Source organism: Peribacillus sp. 05N428 (genome assembly GCF_056397085.1).
The window spans coordinates 112658-129350 of record NZ_JBFTMS010000002.1 but is presented as its reverse complement, the minus strand read 5'-3'; the positions used below and the strand labels follow the sequence as shown (position 1 = coordinate 129350).

13 protein-coding genes, 1 tRNA gene and 1 riboswitch are annotated in these 16693 nt (G+C 42.8%); of the genes, 4 read left to right on the top strand and 10 right to left on the bottom strand.

The window, feature by feature from the left end:
• Positions 1 to 3 precede the first annotated feature (3 nt).
• The 3 genes from AC1DIV_RS02290 to AC1DIV_RS02280 form a co-directional block, all read right to left on the bottom strand.
• Complete coding sequence (locus AC1DIV_RS02290) at positions 4 to 1059, bottom strand: FecCD family ABC transporter permease (protein ID WP_252268105.1); 1056 nt, start codon at positions 1057 to 1059, stop codon at positions 4 to 6.
• Positions 1022 to 1987 carry an ABC transporter substrate-binding protein gene (locus tag AC1DIV_RS02285; RefSeq protein ID WP_340878187.1) on the bottom strand — a complete coding sequence of 322 codons (966 nt, stop codon included), beginning with the start codon at positions 1985 to 1987 and terminating at the stop codon, positions 1022 to 1024. Before AC1DIV_RS02285 ends, AC1DIV_RS02290 begins: the two co-directional genes overlap by 38 nt.
• Before the next feature lie 178 nt (positions 1988 to 2165).
• Positions 2166 to 2340, bottom strand: a riboswitch (cobalamin riboswitch).
• A gap of 86 nt (positions 2341 to 2426) precedes the next feature.
• On the bottom strand, positions 2427 to 3275 hold the full coding sequence (locus AC1DIV_RS02280) for a polysaccharide deacetylase family protein (RefSeq protein ID WP_445670175.1): 849 nt from the start codon (positions 3273 to 3275) through the stop codon (positions 2427 to 2429).
• A gap of 229 nt (positions 3276 to 3504) precedes the next feature.
• Between AC1DIV_RS02280 and AC1DIV_RS02275 the strand changes: the two genes are divergently transcribed.
• A tRNA-Arg gene (locus tag AC1DIV_RS02275) sits at positions 3505 to 3578 on the top strand.
• A gap of 502 nt (positions 3579 to 4080) precedes the next feature.
• The gene (locus AC1DIV_RS02270) at positions 4081 to 4245 is read left to right on the top strand and encodes a hypothetical protein (protein WP_156404392.1); all 165 of its coding nucleotides are present in this window, start codon (positions 4081 to 4083) and stop codon (positions 4243 to 4245) included.
• A gap of 54 nt (positions 4246 to 4299) precedes the next feature.
• Here AC1DIV_RS02270 and AC1DIV_RS02265 read toward each other — a convergent pair whose 3' ends face one another.
• Positions 4300 to 6492, bottom strand: a complete 2193-nt coding sequence (locus tag AC1DIV_RS02265) for a DNA topoisomerase III (protein ID WP_340878189.1) — start codon at positions 6490 to 6492, stop codon at positions 4300 to 4302.
• Between the two features lie 215 nt (positions 6493 to 6707).
• Between AC1DIV_RS02265 and AC1DIV_RS02260 the strand changes: the two genes are divergently transcribed.
• The gene (locus AC1DIV_RS02260) at positions 6708 to 8258 is read left to right on the top strand and encodes an ABC-F family ATP-binding cassette domain-containing protein (RefSeq protein ID WP_202186238.1); all 1551 of its coding nucleotides are present in this window, start codon (positions 6708 to 6710) and stop codon (positions 8256 to 8258) included.
• Between the two features lie 105 nt (positions 8259 to 8363).
• Here AC1DIV_RS02260 and AC1DIV_RS02255 read toward each other — a convergent pair whose 3' ends face one another.
• The 3 genes from AC1DIV_RS02255 to AC1DIV_RS02245 are packed head-to-tail and all read right to left on the bottom strand — an operon-like array spanning position 8364 to position 12062.
• Positions 8364 to 9551 carry a class I SAM-dependent methyltransferase gene (locus tag AC1DIV_RS02255; RefSeq protein WP_340878190.1) on the bottom strand — a complete coding sequence of 396 codons (1188 nt, stop codon included), beginning with the start codon at positions 9549 to 9551 and terminating at the stop codon, positions 8364 to 8366.
• A gap of 33 nt (positions 9552 to 9584) precedes the next feature.
• A complete protein-coding gene (locus AC1DIV_RS02250) occupies positions 9585 to 10493 on the bottom strand; it encodes a phosphotransferase (RefSeq protein ID WP_340878191.1) in 909 nt (302 codons plus the stop codon).
• A gap of 15 nt (positions 10494 to 10508) precedes the next feature.
• On the bottom strand, positions 10509 to 12062 hold the full coding sequence (locus AC1DIV_RS02245) for a DEAD/DEAH box helicase (protein WP_340878192.1): 1554 nt from the start codon (positions 12060 to 12062) through the stop codon (positions 10509 to 10511).
• A 300-nt stretch (positions 12063 to 12362) separates the two neighbouring features.
• Between AC1DIV_RS02245 and AC1DIV_RS02240 the strand changes: the two genes are divergently transcribed.
• Entirely contained in the window at positions 12363 to 13655 is a 1293-nt protein-coding gene (locus AC1DIV_RS02240) for an NCS2 family permease (RefSeq protein ID WP_340878193.1), read from the top strand.
• An 88-nt stretch (positions 13656 to 13743) separates the two neighbouring features.
• Here AC1DIV_RS02240 and AC1DIV_RS02235 read toward each other — a convergent pair whose 3' ends face one another.
• Genes AC1DIV_RS02235 through AC1DIV_RS02225 form a run of 3 tightly spaced genes read right to left on the bottom strand, consistent with a single transcriptional unit; the run spans position 13744 to position 16692 of the window.
• Positions 13744 to 14280 carry a serine O-acetyltransferase gene (locus AC1DIV_RS02235; protein WP_340878195.1) on the bottom strand — a complete coding sequence of 179 codons (537 nt, stop codon included), beginning with the start codon at positions 14278 to 14280 and terminating at the stop codon, positions 13744 to 13746.
• A 10-nt stretch (positions 14281 to 14290) separates the two neighbouring features.
• Positions 14291 to 15412: a glycosyltransferase family protein gene (locus AC1DIV_RS02230; protein ID WP_477575695.1), complete on the bottom strand. Its 1122-nt coding sequence runs from the start codon at positions 15410 to 15412 to the stop codon at positions 14291 to 14293.
• Entirely contained in the window at positions 15409 to 16692 is a 1284-nt protein-coding gene (locus AC1DIV_RS02225) for a hypothetical protein (protein ID WP_340878197.1), read from the bottom strand. The genes AC1DIV_RS02230 and AC1DIV_RS02225 overlap by 4 nt, the downstream gene beginning before the upstream one ends.
• Position 16693 lies beyond the last annotated feature (1 nt).

Sequence of the window (16693 nt, the reverse complement as noted above, 5' to 3'; positions counted from 1 at the left end):
TTTTTACCCTTCTCTCCGTCTCTTTAATAAAATCAGCGCAAATGCAGGTGCCCCGATAAGTGAGGTAATCACCCCGATCGGCAGTTCCGATGGGGCAATGATCGTTCGTGCTACAAAATCGGCCAATATCAAGAATCCGCCTCCTATCAACAATGACAACGGAAGCAAATGTTTATGGTCAGGTCCCCAAATCTTTCGGACAAAATGAGGAATGACCAATCCTACAAAACCAATCGCCCCTGAAACGGCAACGGCTGCCCCTGTCAATGTCGAACCGGCTATCAAGATCCACATTTTCCGCCGCTTGACATTCACACCTAAGTGTTTTGCCCGGTCTTCCCCGAAAGTCATCGCATTCAATTCACTTGTATTCATGATCAAGGTCAACGAACCAATGATAAAAAACGGCAAAATGATTACGATATAATTCCATCCGCGCATTGAGACGCTTCCCATCAGCCAGCCGATGATTTGTCTTAATTCATCACCCGTCAGCGCAATCATCAATGAAATGAAGGCACTTAAAAACGAGCTGAAAATGATTCCCGTTAAAATGATCGTTTCCACTTTCATCGATCGATCCATTTTTTTTGCAAAAGTCAGTACGCAGAGCATCGTGAGCACTGAACATAAGATACTCAATGCCGGAAGGGTATATAAACCGATGAATGGCAGTGATATATTCAAGAATATTGTCAAAACGGCTCCGACCGATGCTCCTGATGAAATACCTAATGTGTAAGGATCAGCGAGCGGGTTCCGGAGCAGTCCCTGAAAAGCCGCACCCGCAATCGCAAGTGATGCCCCAACCAAACCAGCGAGCAGCACCCGCGGCAAGCGGATGTTCATCACGATATTCGTTAGCATCACATCCGGATCGGCAGAAATCGGCAAGTGGAAAATCTCCTTGCCGATTATTTGTATAAGTACGGGAATCGGTACTGGCACCGAACCAAAGGAAATGCCTATCGTCATTGCGAATAACAAAATGAACAACGCAATCAAATAAGCAAACGCCCATTTAGTTGTCAAATTGGTTCGGATAGACTGATTTGGCAAGTTCCTCTACTCCCTCTATTAAGCGTGGACCGGAACGGGTCACCAAGTCAGAATGGACATCAAAGACTTGGCCATTCTTAACAGCATTTACGTCTTGCCATCCTTTTCGGCCCTTCACTTCACTTACTGCATCTTTCGTATAATAACCATACGTTGTAATGATGACATCAGGATTTGCAGCAATCATCGACTCTTCATCAATTTTTGCCCAACCGTCCAATTCAGCAGCCGCATTATTCGCTGAAATAGTTTGAAGCATCTCATTCATGAAAGTATTTTTTCCAGGTGTGTATATTTCCGGTGAAGGCGAAACTTCCACTAAAACGGTCTTCCTATCCTCTTCCTTTACGGATTTGGCCTTTTCCTGGATATCCTTGAGCTTCGTTTTCATATCCGCAACGATTTCGTTTGCCTTATCATGTTCTCCCGTTGCCTGTCCAATCATTTCAATAGACTCATAGACTTGGTCAAAGCTTTGGGCATCATTGACTACGAGCACATCTATTCCAGCATCCTTAAGCTGCTGTAAACCCTCATTTGAATTATGGGCACTTGATGCATGCGCAAGAACAAGGTCAGGCTTCATGGAGACAATCAGCTCCGTGTTCATTTCCATTCCGCCAACTTTTTGAATTTCTTTCGTTTCCTCCGGGTAATTATCATTGTCGGAAACACCAACGACCTTTTTACCCAAACCAAGTGCAAAGACCACTTCCGTATTACTTGGTATCAACGAAACGATTTTCTTCGGTTCTTTTTCTATCGTTACTTTTTCCCCACTTGCATCTTTAATCGTAATCGGGAAAGCTTCGTGTTGAGCATGATTCGTTTGCTCCTTTTCTTTTCCTTCATCAGCAGCACCACCGCAGCCAACCATCATGCCTGCAGTCAGTAACATTAACAGTATCAGACCAAAAATCTTCTTCATTTTCATTCCCCACAATCTTTTTATTTAATTTCTTCATACCTAACAGAGAAAACCAATCCTGGAAGATGCCCCCAAAACAAAAAGCATCTCCCGTTAAACGGAAGATGCTTGCATGGCAACAATATCAATACGGACTCTATCTTAGGGTCTGCCACACACCTTCCCATCCGCGTAGGTTACAGGTGTACGAATTCTGGCAGGTCTCCTGGCTCATGGTCTTCGTCAACGGCACCTTCCCATATCTCATACAGTGGTACACAGCCGTCAGCTCCCATATACAGTGGCGGGACCGCGTTGGCATTTCACCAACTTCCCTTTTAAGTCATTAAGACACCAAATCGTTCATATGTATATAATTTTCACTGCCTTCATTATACACCATGTAAGAATCGATTATTATATGATTTTTCTGAACAAGTGCGAAATGACCCTTCCGCCTTCAATGCTTTGAAGCATTTTCAATCAGCGACGCAAACCCATTGATCGATAACCCCGGTGAAATCCGAACTCTATGCAGAGCATGCATCCCTTGGTCGCTTGAAGCTCCCCCAGGTTCGGTAGTGACTGCCATTTTGTATCCAGCTTCTTCTGACAGCCTGAGACTCTCTTCGTTATACCGGCCAACCGGATAGGAAAGCACTGTCGTGTCCTGGTCGAGGATACGGTCGAACAGCACCTTCGACTGAACCATTTCCGCTTCTTGCTGCTCTGCCGTCATGCGGTTCAGCTCCAAATGGTTGATGGTATGGCTTTCAATCGAAATCCCATCCCTGCTCATCTCCAACATTTGATTTTCAGTCAGGTGATGACCTTTATCTATGGACTTCCCGATCATGAAGACAGTTGCTTTCATATCATTTTCTTTTAATATCGGGAAAGCCTCCGTGTAGTTATCTGTATAGCCATCATCAAAAGTAAGCCAGACGCACTTCTCACTTGGCATCCGATTCTCGGCTAAAACGAGGAATGCTTCTTCAGGGGATAATGTATAGTAACCATTCTCCCGAAGCCAAGCCATCTGTGATCGGAATTCCTCCCTTGGGACCCGAAGGCCATTACCTTGGGAAATGCTGTGATACATCAAAATCGGAAGCTGGACCGGGGACTCGGCCTTTATCCAGTCTCCCGTATCGATTTGCCCCTCCGAATCCTGCCCGCTCCCATTCTCAGCCGCTTCGGCCACTTCAATGTCATCTTCCGCAATCGGTGCAGCCGTCTTTGTGCCTATCCCCTCTAAAATCCCTTGTGTGCATCCAGGTAAAATCAAAACCCCCAGCAATGCCGCCATCCTTAAAACTCTATATTTTTTCACTATCATTCTCCTGATTTTTTTATAGTATAATAGTACCAGAAAACCAATGGACAATAAAGTATTCCATTTAATGAAAAAAGAGGAAAAACGAGAGCTTTGCGATGCGCTAAACATTTATGAGGATTTTTTTTCATAACTATGTGCTATTAGCTTGAAAAGTTTGCCTATAAGAAATATAATAAATAAGTCGTCGACTTTAATATATGTCCCAGTAGCTCAGCAGGATAGAGCGACAGCCTCCTAAGCTGTAGGTCGTAGGTTCGATTCCTATCTGGGACGCTAATTATAAACCCCTGTTACAAGCGGTCCTTCCGCGGAGTAACAGGGGTTTTTTTCTGTTGGTTAAGAACAATTGATTTTTTGATGGAGAAAACACAGGTCTCAAGGCTAAATTTTTTCATCAAGCCATATAGATATAAAACCTGATTGCAAAACTATGCATAAAGGTTGGAAATATTGGCGAACAAGAATACAAACTGTTTGATAGTAAAAAAAGTCTTATTTATCACGTCGATAAATACAAATACTGATTTCGGGATATAATCATTTTTTTTTGAAATATATGTTTTAACCTGTCCCATCCGGGTATACAAATACTGTAAGACATTCTCACCAAAGGAGATGATAGTGCATGATGAGTACAATCAGAAGCCAATGGAACAAAGAGAATGACGCAGCGGTGTTTAGTCCCGGTGATCAGCGTTAGAGTCAATTGAAGAGTTGGATGATAATCAAACATGGGAATTACTAGTCTTCTCATCCAAAGGAGGAAGATACGATCATGAGTATTTACAGCCTATGGAATCCAGAGAATGATGAAGCAATTTTCAGTCCGGGTGATCAGAAGCCATTCAGTACGCTCATACGAGTAGATTCGGATAAACACACACACACTGACAAAACACTTGAATATGAATTACATGGCACCGTACTGAATGAAATTTAGTCGAAGCAGGAATATACCGAAAAAGGATGGAGCGATTGCTCCATCCTTTTACTTTTATTTATCGAATTTCAGTTTCGCCAAGGCATCTGCCAATGCAGTATTGATCGGCTCTTCTTTATTTTGCTTTTTCATATAATTGGATACTTCATTTTTGGATACTTTTTGATTTTTATTTTGCCCTCTTCGTTTATTGTAAGAAGATAGTTTTTCGTGAAAACCGCATTTACAGGTGAATGTCTGTGCTTCTCCTTGACCGCGCATTTCCATCTTTTTATGGCATTGCGGGCATCTGGCATTTGTTACACGTGAAACACTTTTTTTGTGGCCGCAATCACGATCTTGACAGACAAGCATTTTTCCCTTTTTACCATTCACTTCTAGCATCAGCTTGCCGCAATCAGGACATTTCGTTCCTGACACGTTATCATGCTTGAATTTTTGATCACTATTTTTGATTTCATGGACGATATTTTTGGCGTAGGCGCGCATATCACCGATGAAAGCCTGTTTTGGCAGCTTTCCTTTTGCTATCGCAGTTAACTTTTGCTCCCATTGAGCTGTCAAAGCTGGAGAACGCAAGTCTTCAGGTGCCAATTGAAGAAGTTGTTTTCCTTTTGAGGTGACATGAAGACCCTTTCCTCTCTTCTCGATCAGGAAGCTATTGAATAGTTTTTCAATAACATCCGCACGTGTTGCAACAGTTCCAATCCCGCCAGTTTCACCAAGAGTCTTGATGAGCTCTTTGCTTTCCCCTGCCATGAAACGAGCAGGATTCTCCATTGCCGAAAGAAGCGACCCCTCATTGAATGGTTCCGGCGGTTTCGTTTCACCCTCTGTTTGTTTCACAGTCGAAATGGTTAAACTGTCACCTTTTTGAACGTTCGGAAGCAGTTGCTCCGCAAGGCCATCTTTAGCTTCTTCCTCATCGAATTGGTGATCATAAACTTCCTTCCAACCTGACTTCAGGATGACCTTCCCTTTTGCCATGAACGTCTCCTGCCCCATTTTTGCGGTGATGGTCGTTTGTTCATATTCAAAAGGCGGCATCAATACAGCAAGGAACCTTTTAACGACCAAATCATAGATTTTCGATTCTTTGTCGCTCAGTTTTCCCGGTAGCGGCGTTTGCTCAGTGGGGATGATTGCATGGTGATCAGAAACCTTGCTATCGTCCACGAACGATTTATTTGTTTTAATCGGGCTGCGCAGGATCCTTGATGCATACTGGGCATATGGTTTAATGCTTACAGCCTGTAATCTTTCTTTTAGCGTATCAACCAAATCCGTTGATAAAAAGCGTGAATCCGTCCTTGGATAAGTCAAGACCTTATGGCTTTCATATAAGCGCTGCATGATCGATAACGTCTCCTTCGCCGAATAGCCGAATTTCTTATTGGCATCCCGTTGAAGTTCTGTTAAATCATATAAGGAAGGGGCAAAACTTTTCTTATGTGCCTTGTTCACTTCAACCACTTCTGCACTTTTCCCCTTAACGGCTGCAAGAACCTTTTCTGCCTTGTTTTTATCAAATGTGCGGATATCTTTTGATTGGGCATCTTGCCAGACGAGGCGCAAATTGGGTTCTGCAATTGCCGAAACGCCATAATATTTCTTAGGCTGGAATTGTTTTATTTCCTCTTCTTTTTTTGCAATCATCGCAAGTGTCGGCGTTTGGACCCTCCCGCAGGATAACTGGGCATTGTGCTTGGTCGTTAGGGCACGCGTCGCGTTCATCCCAACGATCCAGTCCGCTTCCGCCCTTGCTACAGCAGAGGCAAATAGATTTTCATACTCCTTGCCATCTTTCAGATTTTTAAATCCATCTTTGATCGCTTTATCCGTTACAGAGGAAATCCAAAGCCGCTTGACCGGCTTCTTCACATTCGCTTTTTCGAGAATCCAGCGTGCAACAAGTTCCCCTTCACGGCCTGCATCCGTTGCAATGATGACATCCTTGACATCATTGCGATTCAATTGTGTTTTAACCGATTGAAACTGTTTGCCTGATTGCTTGATCACGACCAATTTCAAAGCAGGCGGCAACATGGGCAGGTCCTCAAGGCGCCACGTTTTATATTTTTCATCATAAGATTCCGGATCTGCATGGGTAACCAAATGACCCAGTGCCCAAGTGACGATATACTGATCGCCTTCAAAAAAGCCATTCCCCTTTTTTCCACAATTCAGCACTTTTGCTATATCTCTTCCGACCGAAGGTTTCTCGGCCAGTACGACTGTTTTACTCATATTAACATCCTTTCGCTTTTAAACTGGTTCCTCTATTATCTCATATAATTTATGACAGGGCGATAATGCACCATGGCATTGGATCTATTGGTTCACTTTAAGGATTCCCCGTACCCACATATATGTAAATTAATAGATTAGATAGCATTCCCGTGCAGATTTTAGTATGATGAAACGTAGGGATTTTTTCAAATTAATTGGGAGGTTCAATATAAATGAGCTTACTTTCTATAGATAAATTAGCACACAGCTTTGGCGACCGTACCTTATTCAAGGATGTTTCCTTCCGCCTGATGGCCGGCGAACATGTTGGTCTGGTCGGGGCAAATGGTGTCGGGAAATCAACGATGATGAATATCATTACAGGACAACTTATCCATGATGATGGCCGGGTCGAATGGACACCTGGTGTCGAATATGGCTATCTTGATCAACATACGATACTTTCAAAAGGTAAATCGATTCGCGACGTCTTACGGGATGCCTACTTGCCTTTATTCGAGCAGGAAAAAGCACTGAATGAAGTTACAGAGAAAATGGGTACGGCCACTCCGGAGGAACTTGAAGAACTCTTGGAACAAATGGGTGAAATCCAGGACAAGCTGGAAGCCGGCGGTTTTTACAATCTGGATATTAAAATTGAAGAAGCGGCCCGCGGTTTAGGGTTGGATGCAATCGGTTTGGACCGTGATGTCTCTGCCCTTAGCGGCGGACAACGGACAAAGGTTTTACTAGCCAAGCTACTTTTGGAACAGCCTGAAGTACTGCTTCTTGATGAACCGACGAACTACTTGGATGTGGAGCATATCCGCTGGCTGAGCAGCTACTTAAAGGAATATCCACATGCATTTCTATTGATTTCGCATGATACCGAGTTCATGAACGGCGTCGTCGACGTCATCTTCCATCTTGAATTTTCTAAATTGACCCGTTACACGGCAACTTATGAAAAGTTCCTTGAGCTGGCTGAATTGAATAAAAACCAACATATTAACGCCTATGAAAAACAGCGCGAATTCATTAAAAAGCAGGAAGATTTCATTGCAAAGAATAAAGCACGCTATTCAACGACCGGACGGGCAAAGAGCCGTCAAAAGCAATTGAATCGCATGGAACGCATCGATCGTCCGGAAACTGCAATGAAACCTACCTTTGACTTTAAAGAGTCACGTGCGAGCAGCCGTTATGTCTTTGAAGGTGAAGATCTGGAAATCGGATATGACCGCCCATTGCTTCCGAAGTTGTCCATGACCATCGAGCGGGGAGAAAAAATTGCCGTGGTCGGCTGTAACGGAGTTGGTAAATCCACTCTATTAAAAACGATTTTGGGTAAAATCGATCCTCTAGGAGGTAAAAGATCACTTGGCGATTTCCTTTTTTCTTCGTATTTTGAACAAGAAGTGAAAGCAGGCGATACGACGCCGATCGATGAAGTATGGAATGCATTTCCGCATCTGGACCAACCGCAGGTACGTGCGATTCTTGCCCGTGTCGGTTTGAAAAACGAGCACATTACACGTCCGATGAGCCATTTAAGCGGTGGGGAACAAGCTAAAGTGCGCCTATGTAAACTCATGCTTACCGAAAGCAATTGGCTGTTATTCGATGAACCGACGAACCATTTGGATGTCGTTGCAAAAGAAGAACTGAAACGAGCATTGAAAGAGTATAAAGGAACGATTGTCCTCGTATGCCATGAACCTGATTTCTATGAAGATTGGGTTACCAAAGTATGGGATGTAGAGGAATGGTCGGCACAAAATTAATTTTTTCGGGGATGCTGCAGAAGCGGCATCCCCTTTATTGTGGAATAAATAAAAAGCTGACTGAAAACACTCCTTCAGTCAGCTTTCATTTCCTCATCATGCAGCTTAAACTCGTTCCGCCACCAAGGTATATGTTTTCGGAAGCCCAATATCATGGATTTTATGATTCGGTTCTTCCTCGAGCACTTTAATAACGAGTCCTGATTGACCTATTGACGTTATAAGTTCCCCGATTGTCCACTTACGCTGTACAACTCTTGAAAGGCTCCCTTTTTCCTCATCCGGCATATGCTTCGAAAAGGCGACCTCATTGTTTTCGATTGCCGGAGCGAAATAGTTGCCTGTTATTTTATGTTTTTTACCATTTGAAGTAATGAGCTTTGTTGAAATCGGATGAAATTCATGCAGTACGAATCGGCCTCCGGGTTTCAGCATCTTTTTAATTTTTTCAAATAACGGCTGCAGATCTATTAAGTAATGAAGGACACCGAGCTCCATTAAAACCAAATCCTGATTCCCCGATTCATGCTCGGGTGATAGCGAAAGGACATCCGAAACGATATACTCGATGGAGACTTTGGCGCCACTTGCCAGCTCATTTGCAAACATTGCGTTTTCCTGGGAAAAATCAACAACTTTCACTTCTGCTCCCAATATGGCCAGTGCAACTGCCTTAACACCGTTCGATCCCATCAAATGAGTGATTTTTTTGCCGGATATTTCCCCCATATATTTATAAAAAGGGTGCAGTCTCCATTTTGGGTTTTGTTTGATTTTTGATGCCAATTCAACGGGATCTCCATAACGATTGACAAGCGCTAAATAATTATTCTGGTTCCAGGCTTGTTCATTTTCCGCTGTGAACCCCTTCTGCTCGGCTGATAAGTAAGCATGAATCTCGGCACTGAACTTTCTCATTTCTTCTTCGTATAAATAACTGTATAACGACCTGCACCAAACCTCCATATCCCCCATCTTTATGGATAAACGATAAGGATCCGTTTTAATGGTCGTGTTAAACCGGCAGCGAACAGTGACAGATATCCCCTCGACATCCATTAGAAAGAATGCAGTCTCAGGACTTCTTTCAGGCTTTGTTGGCACGTATTCGGAAAAAAGATCCAAAGCCTCATTAAAGACATCCCATTGTACATCCATGTCGATTTCCTTATAGTCATCGATTTCTACTCCTTGTACGAAAAGAGCAGATCGACCTGTATATTGGTAGGGAATATTAGCTTGATCCAATATGTTCGCCATTAATGTGATTGTTTGATAATAACTTGCCTTCATATGTACCTCCTAAACATCAAAAGAGCATGAAAATTATTCTTCTATAGCAAATTCCAAACCGGTACTCGTAATGGCAATCAGCTCTTCATCTTGGCGATCTATGCCATAAACGAGTAATGTAACAAGCATATATATGGCTCTGAACCGGGCTAGGCTCTCTGTTTCCTTTTCGATTTCACCATAGATTTCGAAAAAAGCACTGCGCACCTCTTTTGGGAAATAACTGTATAAAAAGGAGAAATCAATGGCTGGATTCCCGATATGGACATCTCCCCAATCAATGACACCTGCGAGAACGCCTTCGTCATCAAGTAAAACATTCCGGATATGGATGTCTCCGTGAACGAGCGAAATCGGATGCAGAACATCCAATTCACCTAAGGTTTCAACAAAATCCTTAACTGCATGCGCCTGTTCAAAGTATCCTAGCTTTATTAGATTCGAGACATTTTCCATAAGTGATTTCTTTCGATAGGGTACATCCAGCCTCATCATCCCATCAGGCTGCACACCTAAACGCATAGCCTTTTCGACAGGGAAACTGTGAAGAACCTTCAAAAAGCGGGCAAATCTTTTTGCCGATTCGACCTTATTTGCTTTTGCTCCTTCTACAGGCAAGTGTCCTTTCACCATTTTATAACCGGTAAAAGGATAAGGATACAAAGTGCTTGGTTTCCCTAAAAAAATGGGTTCAGGGATAGCAAGCGGAAAAGTGCCTGCAATGGAAGGCAAAAGCTGGTTTTCCACTTGAATCAACGTAACTGCAATAGGGCGGCGGGGAAAACGGAATACAAATTGCCCATTGATTTGTATGACCGTGTTATCGAAACCCTCCCCAAGTTGCTTGATCTCTTTCAACTCAATTTCCGGAAACTGCAGCATGATCAATTTCCCTGCCAGCTCCAGAGAAACTGGATATTCTGCCAACCAAGGCTTGTTCACTCCCGTCTCCCCCTTTTACCGGTTTCTCCCTCTATTGGGGCTGCTGCCAGATCCACCTCTGCGATTACTCGCGCCTTGTGTACTAGTTGATCTACGGCTGTCTCTTTGACCTCCTCGTGGATTGTCACGCTTTTGTCCACGGCCGTCTTCCGAGCGGCCACTCCGCGGATTCTCTCGCCTTGGTCCGCGGTTGTTTTCCGAACGAACTCCACGTGAATCCTCACGTATAGGCCCGCGGCTGTTTTCCATCCGGCCTCCACGTGGTTTCTCCCTCTCGACTTCACGATTGTCCGCTTGATTTACAGAACGGTGACTGCCCCTATTCGGTCCTCTCGTATCGATCCGTTCCCGATGTTTCCTTCCTCCTCCCGAACGCGGGCGGCGAGTACCCTCATCGGAAGAGTCATCATGACGCTTCCTTTTTTGCCTCACCTCATCGGGTTGGAACATTTTCACTCCTTCAATCGTCCTTCTTTCGATTTTCATGGAGATCCCTTTTTCAATATCGCTTAATAGCTGAAGATCCTTCGTTGCTATGAAGGTGACAGCCAAGCCATTCTCACCCGCGCGGCCCGTCCGGCCGATTCGGTGGATGTAACTTTCTGCATCCTCGGGAACATCGTAATTAAACACATGGGTCACGCCTTCTACATCAAGCCCTCGTGCAGCAACATCCGTCGCCACTAAATATTGAAGCTTTGCGTCTCTGAAGTTTTTCATGACACGTTCCCGCTTTGCCTGTGAAAGGTCACCATGAAGCTCTTCAGAATTGAATCCAGCTGCCTTCAGGGCATCATTCAATACCGAAACGCGACGTTTTGTACGGCAAAATATGATTGCAAGGTATGGCTGTTCTTCTTTGATCATGTTGATTAATGAAGATTGTTTGGCACGATCGGTCGTCTCGATGACAAGCTGCCTGATTTTCTCGACCGTTACTTGCTCAGCCTTCACAGCGGCAGTTAATGGTTTAGTCATATAGCGTTTAGCCAATTGATGAACCTGTTCAGGCATCGTCGCTGAAAAGAGCAGCGTTTGGCGCTCCTCTGGAAGCTGTTCCATGATTTCTTCCACTTCTGGTAAAAACCCAATATGAAGCATTTGATCAGCTTCATCTAGCACAAGCGTTCCAGTTTGTGAGAGATCGATGGTGCCTCTTCGTAAATGATCTAATAACCTGCCTGGCGTGGCGACCACCACGGAAATGTTTCTTGTCAGCTTTTTCATTTGCTGCTCGACATCCTGTCCGCCATAAACTGCAAGCACTTGAAGCCCTTCGATTTCATCAGCGAATTTTTTCAATTCAGCAGTGATTTGCAAAGCCAATTCCCTTGTTGGCGTGACGATCAGTGATTGTATGTGGGATGCGGCGGGATCGACTTTTTCCAGGATTGGCAGCAAAAAGGCCAAAGTCTTCCCCGTTCCTGTCTGCGCCTTTGCGATGACATCCCTTCCAGCAAGGATATCGGGTATCGATTTCTCCTGAATCGGGGTAGGGGCGGATATTCCTATTTGCTTTAATATGTTGTTAATCGCCGGGCTGACGCCAAGGTCGATGAATTCTGTCATGTATGGGCCTACTTTCTGAATTTCTTCATTTAATTTACTGATAAATCCACTTAAATGGTAACAGCTGCCTTCACTTCAAGTCATTATCCTTAGTCTAAGCTATTTGTTAGTATATCATTATCTATTTTCGAGAAAACCTGTACCTTAAAATTTTTCATCCTATTGTACTTTAGTTATTTTTCTAATATAATTTATAAGATTTATTATCCATCTATCGAGCTACTTACTTGAAAAAGGGTAAGCATCTCCTCCTTGTAGATTTTTGCAAGGATTTTTTGTATATAAAAAAGGAGTGACCGCATGTTTAAATTAAAAGAACGGAATTCAAATATTAAAACGGAAGTACTTGCGGGGCTTACAACCTTTTTAACACTAGCTTATATCATCGTTGTAAACCCCATGATCCTTTCTGATGCCGGTGTTCCATTCGACCAGGCATTCACAGCAACCATAATCGCAATAATAGTCGGTACCCTATGCATGGCCCTTTTAGCCAATTACCCAATTGTCATAGCACCAGCAATGGGATTGAATGCTTATTTTGCATACTCGGTATTGGGAACCCATGATATCTCATACACAGTTGCTTTCTCTGCAGTCTTTGTTACCGGTATCATCTTTATCCTTTTATCCCTAACCTCTTTCCGTTCAAAATTGATCGAGGCCATCCCTAATAACTTAAAGCATGCAATCAGTGCCGGAATCGGGCTTTTCATCACCTTCATCGGACTTCGTTTGTCTGGTGTCGTCACACAGCATGAATCCAACCTGGTTACCCTTGGAAGCTTCAGGGATCCCAGTGTGGCACTTACATTGGTTGGTCTGGTCATAACGATCGTGCTGATCGTTCGCAATGTGCAGGGAGCGATATTCATCGGAATGATCGTGACCGCCATAATCGCTTTCTTTACAGGCCAATTGGAAATTAACGGCCTGGTCTCCACCCCTTCCTTACCTGAAGGAATAATAGTCGCCAATCCCATCACATCTATCGCCGATGTCATTAACTACGGGCTATATGGCGTCGTCTTCTCCATTTTGCTTGTCATGCTTTTCGATACGACCGGTGCTTTATTGGGCATTGTCCGTCAAGCTGGATTGCTGAAGGAAAATAAGCTTGAAAAATCCGGCAGTGCCTTCTTTGCAGATTCGATCGGCACTACTGTCGGCGCCATGTTCGGCACAAGCCCGACCGCTGCCTCGGTTGAATCATCAGCTGGTGTAGGAGCGGGCGGCAAGACAGGTTTAACCGCGTTGGTCGTGGCCATCCTTTTCCTAATAACCGCCTTCTTCAGCCCGTTGATAGGAGCAGTCTCAAATGTAGCGGCAATCACGGCACCTAGCTTGATCATCGTCGGAAGCATGATGATTAAGAGCATTAATGAAATTGACTGGACACACTTTGATGAATCATTCCCAGCCTTTTTGGTCATTGTCGCCATGCCTTTAACATCAAGCATCGCCAACGGGATAGCACTCGGGTTCATCGCCTATCCCATATTAAAAATGGCAAGAGGCAAATTCCGTGAAGTCCATCCATTCGTCTACTTGTTTGCTGCCCTATTTCTTTATCAACTGATTTTCCTGGCTTGATCGATCATCTCATGAAGGGCAACATGGGATAATTAAAAGGAGTGTTCAATTAGGCTAATTGAACACTCCTTTATTTGTTTACGTGCAATTATTTTATAACGTTTTCTTTCTGCTTACCTTTAATCACACTTGGTACTCCAACTGCCGTGCAATTATCGGGAACGGGTGTCAAAACAACTGCATTTGCCCCCACTTTCGAATTCTTGCCAATTCGGATGCCGCCCAATACTTTAGCGCCCACTCCAATATATGCATAATCACAAACCTCAGGAGCTTTTCTGCTTTCTTTACTTTGCCCGAACGTTACTTGATGCAATATTGTAACGTGATCCCCTATTTTAGTAAACGGATTGATTATAATGCCTTTAGCTCCATGTGGAAGATGCAACTTTTTTCCTATTTGAGATTGCGCGGGAAATTCACAGTTCATGAAGAGTCTTATAATTAACAAATCAATCATGCGGTACACAATCCATAATGCTTGTTTTAAGATTGGAACGTTCACTTTATAGTAAATGATATTGCCTATCCGGTAAACGAACATGACGATTAATCCGTGGATTCCGCCCAGTCTCCCCCAGTTACTGATAAATGCCAATTTATTTATCCATTTAAATAATCCCATAGCAAACCTCCTAGGAGCATGAATTTAATTCATCAAACAAAGATAGTAGTTTTTCCTCTTCATTCTCCCAATTATATTCTTGTCTATATGCAGCTTTTCCTCGTTCCCCCATGTTCGCTGCCATGGCTGGGGATTCCAGTAAATAAGCCGCTTTTTGAACCATATCATCCATGTTCGCTGCATCGGCCGACACTCCACAGCTCCATTTATCCAGTACATCTTGAATAAGAAAATCAGAAACCATAAATGGAATGCCCGCGGCCATATATTCAAAACACTTTGTTGTTTTACCACCCATGAAATTAGGATCAGGAACTAAAAATGCCATGCCTGCATGTGCTTTCTGGATGGATTCGAATGCTTTATCAAAAGCCATTACACCCTCTAGGCTGATATAATCTTCCAAGCCGTTGTCCAGAATGAATGTATTCAATTTTTCGATATAGCCTTCCCTGCCCGTTCCAATGATCTTCATATGAAACACTTTCTTTAATTCTACTAATCTTTTTGCAAGAATCAGCATGGTTTCCCCGCCACGTATATCAGAGATGCTTCCTAGGTAGATAAAAGTGAAAACATCTTCTTTTCCTTTGTTTTCTTCCATTTCAGGAATTTTCGGGTAATTGTACACATCTGTTGTTGGACAAGTTAAGAACTGATAATCCTCTTTATACGTCATTTCTGCAAACACGACCCCGCTGCATGCCCTTAGCAATCGTTTCTCCAAAAGACGATACATTCTCAATGCAATTCCGGGGATTTTTTTTCTCATAAGGACCTTTGGTACATTTTCATGCATGTCATAAACAATGACTGGATGATAACTGGGAATCCTTCTTATGATGTTCATTAAAATCAGCAGCTCCGGATCATGAAACTGAATCACATCAGGTTTATCTTTATTGATCTTGCGGTAAAGAGCAATCCAATTCAACATTCGCCCTTTCCTGGATTTCTTAGTCAACAGTTCAACTTCGATATTGGCAGGGATGTTTTCAGGGATCAAGTTATTTTCAATCGCTATATGCTTCACCTTGTAAATTCCCGTTTCTCCAAAAGAAAAGGCTTGCCGGAAATAAATCCTCGTATCATTCCATGGGTGCACCGAACTAATATTATAAAATAACTTCATCTGTTATCTCCCTTTTGTAAATCTGACCCTAACAATAAATACATGATAACGAAAGTAAAAAACATCCCGCCTGTCACAAACGTTGTGGTAAGCGCAGTATCCGCTAAACACCATGCAGGTACAACAAACAGGATTATGCCGACACCTTGCCACTTTTCATTTTGCGTAAGGCTATCATAAAACCATAATATCGCTGCTAAGATCACTGTATAAACCAAGAATCCAATATAACCGAAATTAGCAAAAGCATCGGCGAACATATTGGCGTTGGCTGCCATTTCTGGTCGGCCAAAGTACTCTGTACCGATAATGTATGGCGGACTCTTGTCATAAACAGGATCTATGAATTTTTCTAAAATATTATACGATAGCAAGGCTTTTGGATGAGTTGAAAAGAAGTCTATATAATAGCTTGTCAGCAAGCCCGGTGTGATGATCATCCTTCTGGCAAATAAATTAGAAAAATATGCCTGATCAAGGATAAAATCCAGAAAAATGCTGATGCCTAACAGAGAGCAAAGACTTATACAAAAAAGGATGGAAAAATCCCTTCCCTTCTTCCGAAAAGCAATGAATACAATGATTAATAATCCAGTCGATAATAGAGTGGATTTCAAGCCATTGACCGTGTACAAAAGATATTGCAGCCCTAGTCCGATAACCACATAGGTATATTTTTTTTTGCATAAGCCAATGGTCACGACCAATGGATTACATACTTTTGCAAGCCACTGTATAATATAGCCTGCAAGAGGGGTTAGTTTTGTTCGAAAGGTCATTCGCTTATCATAGATATCCTCAGAATTGATAGGGGGCTTTAGACTAATTCCCCCCGAAACTTTGAAAATGTAAAGAAAAAAAATCAATAATGTTATAACAAAAATGATTTTTAATAGACCGGGATTAACATTAGGAGGTGTAAACTTCATGGCTGGCAATCTATTTACATTCCCAATGATAAGTAAACAAAAAAACAAAAGTACATTCGTATATATAAAATCGGGCTGCAGCGTAAATAAATAGTTCGGAACCCATACTACCGGTATATAGACAATAAAATATAAAATCCAGAAAACGAGTTCCGACGGCTTATCCAGTTCCTTTTTTACGAATATGGCTGGCAATATAATGAAAACCATGGAAATCACTATCATGATTGCACTTGGATGTTGCCGATATATATACCCCATATAAGCATATTCTGGGGAAATAAAGTAAACGTAGGATATATCCAGTAACCAGACGTATATTCCTACCAGACCCAGTTGAATCAGCTTCATT

What these genes read in the sequence shown, in the direction of transcription:
- AC1DIV_RS02285 (WP_340878187.1), bottom strand. Translation starts at nt 1,987, where the DNA reads ATGAAGAAGATTTTTGGTCTGATACTGTTAATGTTACTGACTGCAGGC.
- AC1DIV_RS02280 (WP_445670175.1), bottom strand. Translation starts at nt 3,275, where the DNA reads ATGGCGGCATTGCTGGGGGTTTTGATTTTACCTGGATGCACACAAGGG.
- AC1DIV_RS02270 (WP_156404392.1), top strand. Translation starts at nt 4,081, where the DNA reads ATGAGTATTTACAGCCTATGGAATCCAGAGAATGATGAAGCAATTTTC.
- AC1DIV_RS02265 (WP_340878189.1), bottom strand. Translation starts at nt 6,492, where the DNA reads ATGAGTAAAACAGTCGTACTGGCCGAGAAACCTTCGGTCGGAAGAGAT.
- AC1DIV_RS02260 (WP_202186238.1), top strand. Translation starts at nt 6,708, where the DNA reads ATGAGCTTACTTTCTATAGATAAATTAGCACACAGCTTTGGCGACCGT.
- AC1DIV_RS02255 (WP_340878190.1), bottom strand. Translation starts at nt 9,551, where the DNA reads ATGAAGGCAAGTTATTATCAAACAATCACATTAATGGCGAACATATTG.
- AC1DIV_RS02245 (WP_340878192.1), bottom strand. Translation starts at nt 12,062, where the DNA reads ATGACAGAATTCATCGACCTTGGCGTCAGCCCGGCGATTAACAACATA.
- AC1DIV_RS02240 (WP_340878193.1), top strand. Translation starts at nt 12,363, where the DNA reads ATGTTTAAATTAAAAGAACGGAATTCAAATATTAAAACGGAAGTACTT.
- AC1DIV_RS02235 (WP_340878195.1), bottom strand. Translation starts at nt 14,280, where the DNA reads ATGGGATTATTTAAATGGATAAATAAATTGGCATTTATCAGTAACTGG.
- AC1DIV_RS02230 (WP_477575695.1), bottom strand. Translation starts at nt 15,412, where the DNA reads ATGAAGTTATTTTATAATATTAGTTCGGTGCACCCATGGAATGATACG.
- AC1DIV_RS02225 (WP_340878197.1), bottom strand. Translation starts at nt 16,692, where the DNA reads ATGAAGCTGATTCAACTGGGTCTGGTAGGAATATACGTCTGGTTACTG.